Origin of the sequence: Streptomyces sp. NPDC005728 (genome assembly GCF_040630895.1) — a bacterium.
Taxonomy (GTDB): Bacteria; Actinomycetota; Actinomycetes; order Streptomycetales; family Streptomycetaceae; genus Streptomyces.
This window is the reverse complement of sequence record NZ_JBEXYL010000049.1, coordinates 13,546-28,932: the sequence shown is the minus strand read 5'-3', so window position 1 is coordinate 28,932 and position 15,387 is coordinate 13,546. Positions and strand designations below refer to the sequence as shown.

Genomic DNA, 15,387 nt, shown 5'->3' with positions numbered 1-15,387 from the left:
TCGGCTCTGGCACTCCCCCCTGGAGAGTGCCAACACGCGACGGGCAGGTCCGGCACCCGCGACGACGGATCCACCTGGTCGCCACCTCAGACAGTTAACCCCGTGAGATCTCCGAAGGGGGAGGTCGGATCGTGACGACCACCAGCTCCAAGGTTGCCATCAAGCCGCTTGAGGACCGCATCGTGGTCCAGCCGCTCGACGCCGAGCAGACCACCGCCTCTGGCCTGGTCATCCCGGACACCGCCAAGGAGAAGCCCCAGGAGGGCGTCGTCCTGGCCGTGGGCCCGGGCCGCTTCGAGAACGGCGAGCGCCTGCCGCTCGACGTCAAGACCGGCGACATCGTGCTGTACAGCAAGTACGGCGGCACCGAGGTGAAGTACAACGGCGAGGAGTACCTCGTCCTCTCGGCTCGCGACGTGCTCGCGATCATCGAGAAGTAAGACACCTCGAACACATTGCTTGACGCTGCGCCCCTGGCCCCCGCGACCACTGAAAAGGCCGGGCGCCCGGGGCGCAGTGCCGTTTTCACCCACAGATTTCCGAGAGGGCTCACGCTGTCATGGCGAAGATCCTGAAGTTCGACGAGGACGCCCGTCGCGCCCTCGAGCGCGGCGTCAACAAGCTGGCCGACACGGTGAAGGTGACGATCGGCCCCAAGGGCCGCAACGTCGTCATCGACAAGAAGTTCGGCGCCCCCACCATCACCAACGACGGTGTCACGATCGCCCGCGAGGTCGAGATCGAGGACCCGTACGAGAACCTCGGTGCCCAGCTGGTGAAGGAGGTGGCGACCAAGACCAACGACGTCGCTGGTGACGGCACCACCACCGCCACCGTGCTCGCCCAGGCGCTGGTGCGCGAGGGCCTGAAGAACGTCGCCGCCGGTGCCTCCCCGGCCGCCCTGAAGAAGGGCATCGACGCCGCGGTCAAGGCCGTCTCCGACGAGCTGCTCGCCTCGGCGCGCCCGATCGACGAGAAGTCCGACATCGCCGCCGTCGCCGCGCTGTCCGCCCAGGACCAGCAGGTCGGTGAGCTGATCGCCGAGGCCATGGACAAGGTCGGCAAGGACGGTGTCATCACCGTCGAGGAGTCCAACACCTTCGGTCTGGAGCTGGACTTCACCGAGGGCATGGCCTTCGACAAGGGCTACCTGTCGCCGTACTTCGTGACGGACCAGGAGCGCATGGAGGCCGTCCTCGAGGACCCGTACATCCTCATCAACCAGGGCAAGATCTCCTCCATCCAGGACCTGCTGCCGCTGCTGGAGAAGGTCATCCAGTCGGGTGCCTCCAAGCCGCTGCTGATCATCGCCGAGGACCTCGAGGGCGAGGCCCTGTCGACCCTCGTCGTCAACAAGATCCGCGGCACCTTCAACGCGGTCGCGGTCAAGGCCCCCGGCTTCGGTGACCGCCGCAAGGCGATGCTGGAGGACATGGCGGTCCTCACCGGCGCCACGGTCATCTCCGAGGAGGTCGGCCTCAAGCTCGACCAGGCCGGCCTGGACGTGCTGGGTTCCGCCCGCCGCGTCACGGTCACCAAGGACGACACCACGATCGTCGACGGCGCCGGCGACTCCTCGGCCGTCCACGGCCGCGTCGCCCAGATCAAGGCCGAGATCGAGAACACCGACTCCGACTGGGACCGCGAGAAGCTCCAGGAGCGCCTCGCGAAGCTGGCCGGCGGCGTGTGCGTGATCAAGGTCGGCGCCGCCACCGAGGTGGAGCTGAAGGAGAAGAAGCACCGTCTGGAGGACGCCATCTCCGCGACCCGCGCCGCGGTCGAGGAGGGCATCGTCTCCGGTGGTGGCTCCGCGCTGGTCCATGCCGTCAAGGTCCTGGAGGGCAACCTCGGCAAGACCGGCGACGAGGCCACGGGTGTCTCGGTCGTCCGCCGCGCCGCCGTCGAGCCGCTGCGCTGGATCGCCGAGAACGCCGGCCTGGAGGGTTACGTCATCACCTCCAAGGTCGCCGAGCTCGACAAGGGCCAGGGCTTCAACGCCGCCACCAGCGAGTACGGCGACCTGGTCAAGGCCGGCGTCATCGACCCGGTCAAGGTCACCCGCTCCGCCCTGGAGAACGCCGCCTCCATCGCCTCCCTGCTGCTCACGACCGAGACCCTGGTCGTCGAGAAGAAGGAAGAGGAGCCGGCCGAGGCGGGCCACGGCCACTCGCACGGCCACGCCCACTGACGCACTTCGGCGTTGAGGCCCGGCACCCCCTCGGGGTGCCGGGCCTTCGCCGTCCGTTCTAGTTCTCCAGCGCGTCCAGCGCGCCCAACTGCCCCAGCAGTCCGAGCCGGTCGTACTGCCACCAGCCCTCGCGGATCCGGCCGTCGCCGTCGAACCGGAAGATGGTCGTACCGGTCATCGACACCTGCCGGCCGGTGTTGGGCAGGCCCATGAACTCGCCCGTCTGGATGCCGTACCAGGACCAGCGGGTGCAGACCCGGTCTCCCTGGGTGAGCTGGTCCTCGGCCGTGAACGTGAAGTCGAAGGCGCCCCGCCACATGTCGATCTCACGCCGCATGTTGTCCAGCCCGAGCGTGTCCTGCTCGTTGGCCGGATCGTGGTCGTGGTAGTTCTCCGCGAGCAGGTCGTTCAGCGGTGGCAACGGCCCCTGTATCGCGACCGTGTCGAAGAACCGCCGCGCCTGGGTCGCGTACAACTGCTCGTCGCGCACGACGTCCAGGTCCGTGAACGTCGGCATCTCGTCGCACAGGGCGACCAGCTCCCGGAAGATCTGGTCGGTCTCCGGCAGGTTCGAGTTCCGCATCGCCTCCTCGTACGACGGGAACTCCACGATCTCGATGACGTGGGTCGCGTCCGAGCGGTCCTTGGCGACCACCGCGTGCGTCGCGGTCCGCTTCCCCTTGGTCTGTTCGACCCACTGGTCCATCAGCCGGTTCATCTCGTCGAGCCGGCTGGTCCTGCAGTCGATGAGCTGTACGAACGTCATGGCGCCGCCTCCCGGCCCCCTGGGTCCGGATCCGTCAGGCCCATTTTCCCACCGGAACGCGGTCGCCACCCGTCCTACTGTGGCCCGTACTTGCGTCCTGTCTTCGTGCTGATTCCGCCGAGCAGTCCGCGCGGGGCGACCTTCACCAGTCCCATCAGCGCCTTGTACCGGGGATCCGGGATGGACAGCGTCTTCCCGCGCGCGAGGTCGGCGAGGGCCGCCGCGACCAGCTTGTCCGCGTCCAGCCACATCCAGCCCGGGATGTTGTCCGTGCCCATCCCGGCCCGCTCGTGGAACTCGGTGCGCACGAAGCCGGGGCACAGCGCCATCAGCCGCACCCCGCTGCCCGCCAGGTCCTTCGCCGCGCCCTGGGTGAACTGCACGACCCAGGCCTTCGAGGCGCCGTAGGTGCCCCGGGGCACGAAGGCCGCCACCGAGGCGACATTCACCACCCCGCCGCGCCCGCGCTCGCGCATCGCCCCGGACGCCGCCGAGGTCAGCCGCAGCACCGCCTCGCAGTGCACCTTGAGCATCCTCAGCTCGTCGGCCATGGGCACGTCGAGATAGTGGCCCTTGTTGCCGAAGCCGGCGTTGTTGATCAGCAGGTCGACCGGGTTCTTCCGGTCAGCGAGCCGGTCGGCCACCGTCTCGATGCCCTTGTCCTCGGCGAGGTCGGCGGACAGCACCTCCGCCTCGATGCCGTGCCGGTCGTGCAACTCGGTCGCCTGCTCGCGCAGCCGTTTGGCGTCCCGCGCCACCAGGACGAGGTCATGCCCGTCAGCCGCCAGGCGCCGCGCGAACGCGGCACCGATTCCCGCGGTCGATCCCGTAATCAGAGCCGTTGTCATGGCCCAAGGGTAGTGACCCGGACCGACAGCGTCCGCTGCCGGTGACGTCCCCTCAGCGGGCCTGTCCGGCGACGTACTTACGGGCCGCGGCCAGCGCCTCGCCGTGCAGCGCATCGCCCGCCGCGAGCAGCCGCGGCAGCAGGTCCCGCTCGGTGGTCACCGCGCGGAACTGCATCGCTGCCGTCACCTCGTGGTCCGGCCGGTGCACGACCTCGATCGGGTCGCCCGCCCGGATCCCACCCGGTTCGATCACCCGCAGGTAGGCACCCGTCGCGCCCTTCCGGGTGAACCTCCTCACCCATCCCCGCTCGCCCAGATGGCCCTGGAACGTACGACACGGAATCCGCCCCGCGGTGACCTCCAGAACCACCTCGGACCCGATCCGCCAGCGCTCGCCGATCAGCGCCCCGGACACGTCCAGACCCTCCGTCGTGAGGTTCTCGCCGAAGGAACCATTGGCCAACGATCGGCCCAGCTCCCGCTCCCAGTCGTCGAGGTCCTCGCGCGCGAAGGCGTACACCGCCTGGTCGTCACCGCCGTGATGGCGCAGGTCGCACACCGTGTCCCCGGCGACGCCGCTCGCGCCGACCCCTTTGGGTCCGGGAGCCGCCACCCGTACCAGCCCGTCCGCAGGCCGCTTGTCGATGGCCGTCACGCCCTCGGCCTGGTCCGTGTACGGCACCGGCCGCGGGCGGCCGAGGTTCACCGAAAGAAGCTTCATGTCCGCACGGTACGGGACCGCAACCCAAAGCGTCGACGCGATATCGGGCACCATGTCCAAGCTCGCCTTATGCTTGAAGGGTGATCGAGGCCCGTCATCTCCGAGTCCTGCGCGCCGTCGCCACCTCCGGTTCCTTCTCGGCGGCGGGGCGCGAACTGGGCTGCACCCAGCCCGCCGTCAGCCAGCAGATGAAGGCCCTGGAGGCCTCGGTCGGCACTCCGCTGCTGGTCCGCAGCGGCCGCGAGATGCGCCTGACCCAGGCAGGGGAGGCCCTGGTCCGGCACGCCTCCGGCATCCTCGCCGGGCTCACCGCGGCCGAGGAGGAGGTCGCCGCCATCGCGGGCCTCAGGGCCGGCCGGGTCCGGCTGGTCTCCTTCCCCAGCGGCAGCTCCACCCTGGTCCCCACCGCCCTGGCCGCCCTGCGCGCCGCCCACCCCGGCACCCGGGTCTCCCTGGAGGAGGCGGAGCCCCCGAAGTCCGTCGAGCTGCTGCGCGAGGGCGACTGCGACCTGGCGCTCGCCTTCCGTTACGAGGGCGCGGCGGTCGCCGAGGACTGGGACGACCTCGTCGTGCGGCCCCTGCTGACCGACCGTCTGGTCGCCCTGGTGCCGGAGCGGCACCGGCTCGCGCGCGCGGAGTCCGTCGCCATCGGGGAGCTGGCCCGGGAGCCCTGGATCGCGGGCTGCCCGCGCTGCCGCGGTCAGTTGGTGGAGGTGTGCGAGGGCGCGGGCTTCACGCCCCGCATCGACTTCGCCACCGACGACTATCCGGCGGTGGTGGGCCTGGTGGGCGCGGGTCTCGGGGTTGCCGTACTGCCGCAGCTCGCGGTGGAGTCGGTACGGCCCCGGGGGGTGCGCACGGTGGCGCTGGAGCCGGTGGTGCGCCGGCAGATCGTCGCCCTCACCCTGCCCGACCTGGCCCAGGTGCCGACCGTGGCTGCGACGCTGGAGCAGCTGGCCCGGGCGGCCGGACGGCAGTGACGCCGCGCAAGGAGTGAGCTGTCACGGGCACGCGCACGCGTGCCCAGGCGCGGAGCTATTGCAGAAACGTTCCTTCAGGCGTTCGAGGCGGTGCTCCCGCTGGTCGTCGATGCCGACACCAGCCGGTTGCGCGCCCGCCCCATCAACTCTTCGCGCTCGTCCTCGGTCAGGCCGCCCCAGACTCCGTACGGCTCGCGCACCGCCAGCGCGTGCGCCGCGCACTCCGCACGGACAGGGCACCTCATGCAGACCTCCTTGGCCGAGTTCTCGCGAGCGCTCCGAGCCGCCCCGCGCTCGCCCTCCGGGTGGAAGAAGAGCGAGCTGTCCACCCCGCGGCAGGCAGCCAGCAGCTGCCAGTCCCACAGGTCCGCGTTCGGTCCGGGAAGGCGGGAGAAATCTGCCATTACGTGACCCCTTGTAGCCGTTCTGGGCGGATACGGTGCCATCGACCGTACATCTCCGGTCTAAGGAGATGAAAATATGACTCATTGCGAATCTAGCTCCAGACACTGAGAAACGGGAGCAAAAACGGCTAAATGGGGCATAGGTTGTGATGAAAAGTTGAGGGTCCGTCGGGCATGTCTGCACCGTGTCGGCCCCCTCACGTAGAGTGCCGAAGACGGCATGCAGCCCCGTAACTCTTTCGAGTGACCGTCGTTGAGAGTGCGGAGGCGGTTGAAAACACAAGAGCTCGGGCAGGCGTCCGAGACGTTCGACCGCACAGGTGACGATTCCGTACCAGCCTGGAGGCTCAAGGTGACGCGCATCAGCTGCGGAGGGCGGTCATGACATCCGTCCTCGTCTGCGACGACTCCCCGCTTGCCCGAGAGGCGCTCCGCCGCGCGGTCGCGACCGTGCCCGGCGTCGAGCGCGTGACGACGGCGGCCAACGGCGAGGAAGTCCTCCGCCGCTGGGGCGCCGACCGCTCCGATCTCATTCTGATGGACGTACGCATGCCCGGCCTGGGCGGCGTCGAGACCGTGCGCCGGCTGCTGTCGGCCGACCCGGGCGCGCGCATCATCATGCTCACCGTCGCCGAGGACCTCGACGGCGTGGCCCTCGCGGTCGCCGCCGGCGCCCGGGGCTATCTGCACAAGGACGCCTCGCGCGCGGAGCTGCGCGCCACGGTGACCCAGGCCCTCGCCGACCCGACCTGGCGGCTGGCCCCGCGCCGGCTGCGCTCGGCCGAGATGGGCGCCGCGCCCACCCTCACCGCGCGCGAGATCCAGGTGCTGGAGGGCATGAGCCACGGCCGCTCCAACGCCGAGATCGGCCGCGAGCTGTTCCTCTCCGAGGACACCGTCAAGACGCACGCCCGTCGCCTGTTCAAGAAGCTCGGCGCCTCGGACCGGGCCCACGCGGTGGCACTCGGCTTCCGCTGGGGACTGGTCCGGTAGCGGGTGTGCGCCCCTGAGCCGTCCCTGCGGGGCGGGCGGGGCCGCCGTGCACCGGGCGCCGCTCCGGGAGCCGGAGGCCGACCCGCCGCCCGTGGCGGGGGCCGGGCGGCTCGGCGGCATCCGGGTCGCTCGCGGGGATCGACCCGGCATGCGCCACGGGGGTGTTCGGGCCTGCCTGCCGGGACGGACGCAGGCAGCCCACGGGGGCGTCCGCGTCGTCCCCGGGGGTGTGACGCCGGTGCGCCCCCTGCCCGAGTGTCCCGGGTGCCCGCGGAAGTGGATGTGACGCGCTTTCGCGGGCCGGCCCCCGACGCCCCGGCGAGACGTGAGATACGCCGCTCGCCGGCTCCACGCCCCCGGGTGGGAACGGAGACGTGCCCCGTGCCGCTGTCCCAGTCCCTCGCCGGGACGGGCCGGACCAGCCCCTGGCCGGTGTCCGGGCCCCGGGCGGCCCCGGCGCGTGTCCGCCCGGAGCAGCGCGGTGCGGGGTGTGCGCACACCGGGTGTACGACCCCGTCGGCACGTCGGCACGCGATGCGCAAGTCGGCCTGCCGGAGGCCCGCTGCTCGTTTCGCCGCGGATGCCGCATCCTTGAGATGTGGAGTCTCTCGGGGACAAGTCGGTCGAGCGGAAGGGGAGGGCGCAAGGGATGAGTGCCGGCGCACCTGCTCATAACGCTTCGGTGCACAACCACGAACACGATGCGACGGACCGTACGGCCACAGGGCACCATGGACCGATGCGCGACGACGAGGCGGGCACGGCCCACGGGGCGATCGGTGCGCTCGTCCATCGTGCCGTCGACGGCGACGAACAGGCCACGCACGACCTGCTCGCCCATGTCCACCCCCTGGCGCTGCGCTATTGCCGCACCCGGCTGTCCCGGCTCCCCGGCGACGCGCGCCACTTCGTGGAGGACCTCGCCCAGGAGGTCTGCGTGGCGGTCCTGCTCGCCCTGCCGCGCTACCGCGACACCGGCCGTCCCTTCGAGGCCTTCGTCTTCGCCATCGCCTCGCACAAGGTCGCCGACCTCCAGCGCGCCGCGATGCGTCACCCTGGCTCCACGGCCGTCCCCTCGGACGAGATGCCGGAACGCCCCGACGACTCGCTCGGACCCGAGGAGCGCGCCCTGCTCAGCAGCGACGCCGCGTGGGCCAAGAAACTGCTGGCCAACCTCCCCGAGAACCAGCGCGAACTGCTCCTGCTGCGCATCGCCGTGGGCTTGACCGCGGAGGAGACGGGGCAGATGTTGGGAATGTCACCCGGCGCCGTGCGGGTGGCCCAGCACCGGGCGCTGAGCCGCCTGCGCGCACTCGCCGAGCAGTGACAGCCCTGGGCGGAGCCTTTGCAGCTCCCCTTCGTGAACAGGCGCGCGTTCGTTTCCGTACGAACATACGAAGCCTGAAGTCACTCCTGACCGTGGAATTTGCTAGCCGTGCTTCCCGTTAGCATGGACATCCGCACCGATCAAGGCCATTTGGGGAAGGTGTCATGACTGCCAACGTCGACGGAGTGCCCGGAAAATTCGCGACACTCGGGCTGACCTACGACGACGTGCTGCTGCTGCCGGGTGCATCCGAGGTGCTCCCCAACGCGGTCGACACCTCGTCCCGCATCTCCCGCAATGTCCGGGTCAACATCCCGCTGCTGTCCGCGGCGATGGACAAGGTGACCGAGTCCCGCATGGCGATCGCGATGGCCCGGCTGGGCGGCGTCGGCGTGCTGCACCGCAACCTCTCCGTCGAGGACCAGGTCAACCAGGTCGACCTGGTGAAGCGGTCCGAGTCCGGCATGGTCACCGATCCGATCACGGTGCACCCGGAAGCCACGCTCGCCGAGGCGGACGCGCTGTGCGCCAAGTTCCGCATCAGCGGTGTCCCGGTCACCGATCCGGCCGGCAAGCTGCTGGGCATCGTCACCAACCGCGACATGGCCTTCGAGAGCGACCGCACGCGCCAGGTGCGCGAGGTCATGACCCCGATGCCGCTGGTCACCGGCAAGGTCGGCATCTCCGGGCCCGAGGCCATGGAACTGCTGCGCAAGCACAAGATCGAGAAGCTGCCGCTGGTCGACGACGAGGGCGTCCTCAAGGGCCTGATCACGGTCAAGGACTTCGTCAAGGCCGAGAAGTACCCCAATGCCGCCAAGGACGCCGAGGGCCGCCTGCTCGTCGGTGCCGCCGTCGGCGCCAGCCCCGAGGCGCTGGAGCGCGCCCAGGCGCTCGCCGAGGCCGGCGTGGACTTCCTGGTCGTCGACACCTCGCACGGCCACAACAGCAACGCCCTCAGCTGGATGTCGAAGATCAAGTCCAGCGTGAACGTCGACGTGATCGGCGGCAACGTCGCCACCCGTGACGGCGCCCAAGCGCTCATCGACGCAGGTGTCGACGGCATCAAGGTGGGCGTGGGCCCGGGCTCGATCTGCACCACCCGCGTGGTCGCCGGCATCGGAGTCCCGCAGGTCACCGCCATCTACGAGGCCTCCCTCGCCGCCCGTCCGGCAGGCATCCCGCTGATCGGCGACGGTGGTCTGCAGTACTCCGGCGACATCGGCAAGGCACTCGCCGCCGGTGCGGACACGGTCATGCTGGGCAGCCTCCTCGCCGGCTGCGAGGAGTCGCCGGGCGAGCTGCTGTTCATCAACGGCAAGCAGTTCAAGTCGTACCGCGGCATGGGCTCGCTGGGTGCCATGCAGTCCCGCGGCCAGGGCAGGTCGTACTCGAAGGACCGCTACTTCCAGGCCGAGGTGGCGTCCGACGACAAGCTCGTCCCCGAGGGCATCGAGGGCCAGGTGCCCTACCGGGGTCCGCTGGCCAACGTGCTGCACCAGCTCGTCGGCGGTCTGCGCCAGACCATGGGCTACGTGGGCGCCGCCACCATCGAGGAGATGGAGTCCAAGGGCCGCTTCGTGCGGATCACCTCGGCAGGCCTGAAGGAAAGCCACCCGCACGACATCCAGATGACGGTCGAGGCGCCGAACTACAGCAGCAAGAAGTGACGCACGCGCACGCGTGACGGCAGAAAAGGGCGGCCCCGGAGCATCCGGGGCCGCCCTTGTCGTACCCGTCGGCGATACTGGGAGACGCTGAAACGCATCAGGGAAAGGCCAAGACGTGACTGAGATCGAGATCGGGCGCGGCAAGCGGGGCCGCAGGGCGTACGCCTTCGACGACATCGCCGTCGTCCCCAGCCGCCGTACGCGGGACCCGAAGGAGGTCTCGATCGCCTGGCAGATCGACGCCTACCGCTTCGAGCTGCCCTTCCTGGCCGCACCCATGGACTCGGTCGTCTCTCCGGCCACCGCGATCCGCATCGGCGAGCTGGGCGGCCTCGGCGTGCTCAACCTCGAGGGCCTGTGGACGCGGTACGAGGACCCGCAGCCGCTGCTCGACGAGATCGCCGCGCTGCCCGCCGAGCAGGCGACCCGCCGCCTCCAGGAGATCTACGCGGCTCCCATCAAGGAGGAGCTGATCGGCGCCCGCATCAAGGAGGTGCGCGACGCCGGTGTGGTCACGGCGGCCGCGCTCTCCCCGCAGCGCACCGCCCAGTTCTCCAAGGCGGTCGTGGACGCGGGCGTGGACATCTTCGTCATCCGCGGTACGACGGTCTCGGCGGAGCACGTCTCCGGCGCGCACGAGCCGCTGAACCTGAAGCAGTTCATCTACGAGCTGGACGTCCCGGTGATCGTCGGCGGCTGCGCCACCTACACCGCCGCCCTGCACCTGATGCGCACCGGCGCGGCCGGTGTCCTGGTGGGCTTCGGCGGCGGCGCCGCGCACACCACGCGCAACGTCCTCGGCATCCAGGTCCCGATGGCCACCGCGGTCGCCGACGTGGCCGCCGCCCGCCGCGACTACATGGACGAGTCCGGCGGCCGGTACGTGCACGTGATCGCGGACGGCGGTGTCGGCTGGTCCGGCGACCTCCCGAAGGCGATCGCCTGCGGTGCCGACTCCGTGATGATGGGCTCCCCGCTGGCCCGGGGCACGGACGCGCCCGGCAAGGGCCACCACTGGGGCATGGAGGCGGTCAACGAGGAGCTGCCCCGCGGCAAGAAGGTCGACCTGGGCACGGTCGGCACGATCGAGGAGATCCTCACGGGCCCCTCGCACACGCCGGACGGCTCGATGAACTTCTTCGGTGCCCTGCGCCGCGCCATGGCCACCACCGGCTACAGCGAGCTGAAGGAGTTCCAGCGGGTCGAGGTGACCGTCGCGGACAGCCAGCACAAGCGCTGACCCGACCCGTACGACGTGAAGGGCCCGGCCACCGGTTCGGTGGGCGGGCCCTTCGCCGCGCGGGTGTGCGTTACGCGGCGGCCTTCTTGGCGCCGGTGAACGCCGCGTACGCGGCGATGCCGAAGAAGACGAAGGTCAGCGGGTCGGCGTCTTCCTTCCAGAGCTTCTGGACCGAGTCGATGTGCTCGAAGAACACCTCGGAGAAGTCCACGTGGAAGTGGTCGGCGATGAGCATGGCCTCGCCGACCAGCTGGCCGAAGTAGACCGAGCCGAGCGCGAGGACCGTGGCGGCGATCGCGACGGCGGGACTGCGGCCGCCCGCCTTGCCCGCGGCGAGGCCGACGACGAAGCCGACACCGACGGCCGCCCAGCCGATCTCGTGCTCGGTGGCTCCGATGATGACGCCGTAGAGGGCGCCGACGACCAGGGCGGCGGCGAGGGCGGCGATCACGCCGAGGGCGACGTTGTTCCGGCCCGGGGCGGGCGGGACGGGCGGGGCGAACGCGCCCGGCTGGGGCGGATACGGAGCCTGGGGCGGGTACGGCACCTGGGGCGCACCCGGAGCCCCGGCTGGCGCCTGCTGGGCGTACGGGTTGCCGTCGGCCGGACCGTACTGCGGCGGCTGGGGCGGCGGAGCTGACTGGCTCATGACAGAGATTCCCCCGAGTTGTGGCACAACTGAGATGACGAGAACGGAAGGCCCACGCGCACACGTGTGCGGCAGGTCCGGGGGAGACTAACAGCCGGGGACGACAGCGCCCCGGCTGTTTTCCCTTCGTCACCGCCCTCAGAGCCGGTGCGCCGCCCCCGTGGGCGTGGCCCCCCGCGTGTCCAGGAGCAGCTGCGCCTTCACCGACAGGCCCTGCAGGTCGTACGTCCGGTGCTGCTGCAACAGAATCGTCAGGTCGGCGTCGGCGGCCGCCTCGTACAGGGAGTCCGCGCGCGGGACCGGGCGGTCCAGGACGCTCCAGGACGTCGCCAGCGGGTCGTGGTAGCTGACCGAGGCGCCCAGTTCCATCAGCCGGATGGCGATCTCCTGGGCCGGCGTGCTCTGGAGGTCGGCGAGGTCGGGCTTGTAGGTGACGCCGAGGAGCAGGACGCGGGCGCCGCGGGCGGACTTGCCGTGCTCGTTCAGGAGTGTGGCGGCGCGCTGCACGACGTACCGGGGCATGCGGTGGTTGACCTGCTGGGCCAGCTCCACCATGCGCAGCGTGCGGCTCGCGTGGCCGGTGAGGTCCTGCGGGACCCCGTACCCGCCGACGCCCGGGCCCGGCCGGAAGGCCTGGAAGCCGAACGGCTTGGTCTCCGCGCAGCGGATGACGTCCCACAGGTCGACGCCCAGCTCGTGACAGAGGACGGCCATCTCGTTGACGAGCGCGATGTTCACGTGCCGGAAGTTGGTCTCCAGCAACTGCACGGTCTCCGCCTCCCGCAGCCCACGCGCGCGTACCACCTTGTCGGTGAGCCGCCCGTAGAACGCGGCGGCCGATTCGGTGCAGGCCGGGGTGAGGCCGCCGATGACCTTGGGCGTGCCGGCGGGGGTGCGGTCGCGGTTGCCCGGGTCGATCCGGCTGGGCGAGTAGGCGAGGTGGAAGTCGCGGCCGGCGCGCAGTCCCGAGCCCTTCTCCAGCAGGGGGCGCAGGAACTCCTCGGTGGTCCCGGGGAGGACGGGTGACTCCAGGATGACCGTGGTGTGCGGACGCAGTCGTTCGGCCAGGGTGCGGGCTGCCGCCTCGACCTGGCCGAGGTCGAGTCCGCCGTCGGCGCCACGCGGGGTGGGCGTGCAGATCACGGCCGTCCGCACGCGACCGAGCTGGGCCGGGTCGGTGCCGGGCCGGAAGCCCGTGGCGTGCATCCGGCGCAGCTCGGCGGGGCTGAGGGAACCCGCCTCGGGGCCGGTGGCGTACCCGATGGTCGGGATGCCGGCGGCGACGGCGGCCTGGGCGAGCGGCAGGCCGAAGGGACCGAGTCCGATGACGGCGAGGTCTGCGGGCATGGCGTGGGCCGTCCTTCCCAGTAACCGAAGCGGGGCGGATGCGCAACCGCTGTGGACTGCAGGAGCGTGCGCACTGTCACACTAGGAGTAAATATGACCGTTATGTGGGATTGTGTTCGTGTGTCTTCCCGGGGTTGTGTGCTTGTTGTCCACAGGTTGGAAGCCCGTGGTGGCTGAAGTCGGGCAAGCCGGTCAGAATTTGGGCATGAGGAGGGGGTGAACCGGGCTTCGCCCACCGGGTGCGGCCGACGCGAGCGAGTTGTTCGACAGCGGGAGGCAGCGGTGAGGACAGCGACTCTGGGTCCGGCGCAGCGCGCCGAGGCACTGGCGGCGATGGCGGAGCGTGAGCTGGACGTCCTGGTGGTCGGCGGCGGAGTGGTCGGCGCCGGCACCGCACTGGACGCCGTCACCCGCGGCCTGTCCACCGGCCTGGTCGAGGCCCGCGACTGGGCGTCCGGGACCTCCAGCAGATCCAGCAAGCTCGTCCACGGCGGCCTGCGCTATCTGGAGATGCTCGACTTCGCCCTGGTCCGCGAGGCCCTGAAGGAGCGTGGCCTGCTGCTGGAGCGGCTCGCCCCGCACCTGGTCAAACCGGTGCCGTTCCTCTACCCGCTCCAGCACAAGGGCTGGGAGCGCCTGTACGCCGGCTCGGGCGTGGCCCTGTACGACGCGATGTCCATGGCTCGCGGCCACGGCCGGGGCCTGCCCCTGCACCGCCACCTGACCCACCGTCACGCCCTGCGGGTGGCCCCCTGCCTGAAGAAGGACGCCCTGGTCGGCGCCCTCCAGTACTACGACGCCCAGATGGACGACGCCCGGTTCGTGGCGACCCTGGTGCGCACGGCGGCGTCGTACGGCGCCAAGGTGGCCAACCGTGCGCGCGTGACCGGGTTCCTGCGCGAGGGCGAGCGGGTCGTCGGTGCCCGGGTGCAGGACGTGGAGGGCGGCGGGGAGTACGAGATCCGCGCCCAGCAGATCGTCAACGCCACCGGTGTGTGGACCGACGACACGCAGGCCATGGTGGGGGAGCGCGGCCAGTTCCACGTCCGCGCCTCCAAGGGCATCCACCTGGTCGTGCCCAAGGACCGCATCCACTCCACCACCGGCCTGATCCTGCGCACCGAGAAGTCGGTCCTCTTCGTGATCCCCTGGGGCCGGCACTGGATCGTCGGCACCACCGACACCGACTGGGACCTCGACAAGGCCCACCCGGCCGCCTCCAGCGCCGACATCGACTACCTGCTGGAGCACGTCAACTCGGTGCTCGCCGTCCCGCTCAGCCGTGACGACGTGCAGGGCGTGTACGCGGGCCTGCGTCCGCTGCTGGCCGGCGAGTCCGACGCCACCAGCAAGCTGTCCCGCGAGCACACCGTGGCGCACCCGGCGCCGGGACTCGTGGTCGTGGCGGGCGGCAAGTACACGACGTACCGGGTGATGGCGAAGGACGCCGTGGACGAGGCGGTGCACGGCCTCGACATGCGGGTCGCCGACTGCGTCACCGAGGACATCCCGCTGCTCGGCGCGGAGGGCTACCGGGCGATGTGGAACGCGCGGGCGCGGATCGCCGCCCGCACGGGACTCCATGTGGTCCGGGTCGAACACCTGCTGAACCGGTACGGCTCGGCGGCCGAGGAGATCCTGGACCTCATCGCCGCCGACCCCGCCCTGGGAGAGCCCCTCAAGGCCGCCGACGACTATCTGCGCGCCGAGGTCGTGTACGCCGCCTCGCACGAGGGCGCCCGGCACCTGGACGACGTGCTCACCCGCCGTACCCGTATCTCCATCGAGACCTTCGACCGGGGCACCCGCAGCGCCCGCGAGGCCGCCGAGCTGATGGCACCCGTCCTCGGCTGGGACAAGGACCAGATCGAGCGCGAGGCGGAGCACTACGAGAAGCGGGTCGAGGCCGAGCGGGAGTCCCAGCTCCAGCCGGACGACCAGACGGCGGATGCGGCGAGGCTGGGGGCGCCGGACATCGTGCCGCTGAGCTGAGCAGGGCTCACCTTCGGTTTCACTCGAACGAGTGTCGTGTACCGGGATCTCCGTTCGGAACCGGTGCGTTCTACCGGGTGCGAGGGCAGAACTCGGCGGTGAGCAGGGCCGGTTCCGGCCGGAGGCTCCCTTCTTCCCGGGGTCGTCATCCCGGTATGCGGAACTCCGGCTTCAGGGGGTCTTCCGGTGCGCGGAGCCCGGGGCGGGGCCAGGGGCACCCTGGGCGCTGGGCACTTGTCGGGTGAGAGACAATGGAGGCTCT

The 15,387-nt window shown here is 70.7% G+C and carries 14 protein-coding genes; 8 read left to right on the top strand and 6 right to left on the bottom strand.

Annotated elements, in window-relative coordinates; all coding sequences use genetic code 11:
• Positions 1–131: 131 nt before the first annotated feature.
• On the top strand, positions 132–440 hold the full coding sequence (groES, locus tag ABZ471_RS28490; protein ID WP_003998759.1) for a co-chaperone GroES: 309 nt from the start codon (positions 132–134) through the stop codon (positions 438–440).
• 119 nt (positions 441–559) lie between these two features.
• Positions 560–2,188 (top strand): chaperonin GroEL, encoded by a 1,629-nt coding sequence (gene groL, locus ABZ471_RS28485; protein ID WP_359070226.1) that lies wholly within the window; start codon positions 560–562, stop codon positions 2,186–2,188.
• A 58-nt stretch (positions 2,189–2,246) separates the two neighbouring features.
• On the opposite strand, the gene ABZ471_RS28480 is transcribed toward groL, so the two are convergent.
• The 3 genes from ABZ471_RS28480 to ABZ471_RS28470 form a co-directional block, all read right to left on the bottom strand.
• Positions 2,247–2,954, bottom strand: a complete 708-nt coding sequence (locus tag ABZ471_RS28480) for an ester cyclase (RefSeq protein ID WP_359070225.1) — start codon at positions 2,952–2,954, stop codon at positions 2,247–2,249.
• Positions 2,955–3,028: 74 nt separating this feature from the next.
• On the bottom strand, positions 3,029–3,802 hold the full coding sequence (locus tag ABZ471_RS28475; protein ID WP_359070223.1) for an SDR family oxidoreductase: 774 nt from the start codon (positions 3,800–3,802) through the stop codon (positions 3,029–3,031).
• A gap of 52 nt (positions 3,803–3,854) precedes the next feature.
• Positions 3,855–4,523, bottom strand: coding sequence for an MOSC domain-containing protein (locus ABZ471_RS28470; RefSeq protein ID WP_359070222.1), 669 nt, complete (start codon positions 4,521–4,523; stop codon positions 3,855–3,857).
• Between the two features lie 80 nt (positions 4,524–4,603).
• Between ABZ471_RS28470 and ABZ471_RS28465 the strand changes: the two genes are divergently transcribed.
• A complete protein-coding gene (locus tag ABZ471_RS28465; protein ID WP_359070220.1) occupies positions 4,604–5,503 on the top strand; it encodes a LysR family transcriptional regulator in 900 nt (299 codons plus the stop codon).
• Positions 5,504–5,577: 74 nt separating this feature from the next.
• Here the strand turns inward: ABZ471_RS28465 and ABZ471_RS28460 are convergent, their stop codons facing one another.
• Positions 5,578–5,907, bottom strand: coding sequence for a WhiB family transcriptional regulator (locus ABZ471_RS28460; RefSeq protein WP_359070218.1), 330 nt, complete (start codon positions 5,905–5,907; stop codon positions 5,578–5,580).
• Between the two features lie 381 nt (positions 5,908–6,288).
• On the opposite strand from ABZ471_RS28460, the gene ABZ471_RS28455 reads away from it, so the two are divergent.
• The 4 genes from ABZ471_RS28455 to ABZ471_RS28440 all read left to right on the top strand — a co-directional run bounded on the left by ABZ471_RS28455 (position 6,289) and on the right by ABZ471_RS28440 (position 11,137).
• A complete protein-coding gene (locus tag ABZ471_RS28455; RefSeq protein ID WP_003948568.1) occupies positions 6,289–6,900 on the top strand; it encodes a response regulator transcription factor in 612 nt (203 codons plus the stop codon).
• Between the two features lie 739 nt (positions 6,901–7,639).
• The gene (locus ABZ471_RS28450; RefSeq protein WP_359070216.1) at positions 7,640–8,227 is read left to right on the top strand and encodes a sigma-70 family RNA polymerase sigma factor; all 588 of its coding nucleotides are present in this window, start codon (positions 7,640–7,642) and stop codon (positions 8,225–8,227) included.
• Positions 8,228–8,391: 164 nt separating this feature from the next.
• Positions 8,392–9,897, top strand: a complete 1,506-nt coding sequence (guaB, locus tag ABZ471_RS28445) for an IMP dehydrogenase (RefSeq protein WP_359070214.1) — start codon at positions 8,392–8,394, stop codon at positions 9,895–9,897.
• 115 nt (positions 9,898–10,012) lie between these two features.
• On the top strand, positions 10,013–11,137 hold the full coding sequence (locus tag ABZ471_RS28440) for a GuaB3 family IMP dehydrogenase-related protein (protein ID WP_359070213.1): 1,125 nt from the start codon (positions 10,013–10,015) through the stop codon (positions 11,135–11,137).
• A 70-nt stretch (positions 11,138–11,207) separates the two neighbouring features.
• Here the strand turns inward: ABZ471_RS28440 and ABZ471_RS28435 are convergent, their stop codons facing one another.
• Positions 11,208–11,786 (bottom strand): hypothetical protein, encoded by a 579-nt coding sequence (locus ABZ471_RS28435; RefSeq protein ID WP_359070212.1) that lies wholly within the window; start codon positions 11,784–11,786, stop codon positions 11,208–11,210.
• A 138-nt stretch (positions 11,787–11,924) separates the two neighbouring features.
• Positions 11,925–13,133, bottom strand: coding sequence for a nucleotide sugar dehydrogenase (locus ABZ471_RS28430; RefSeq protein WP_359070210.1), 1,209 nt, complete (start codon positions 13,131–13,133; stop codon positions 11,925–11,927).
• A 282-nt stretch (positions 13,134–13,415) separates the two neighbouring features.
• On the opposite strand from ABZ471_RS28430, the gene ABZ471_RS28425 reads away from it, so the two are divergent.
• On the top strand, positions 13,416–15,125 hold the full coding sequence (locus ABZ471_RS28425) for a glycerol-3-phosphate dehydrogenase/oxidase (RefSeq protein ID WP_359070209.1): 1,710 nt from the start codon (positions 13,416–13,418) through the stop codon (positions 15,123–15,125).
• The last annotated feature ends 262 nt before the right edge of the window (positions 15,126–15,387 follow it).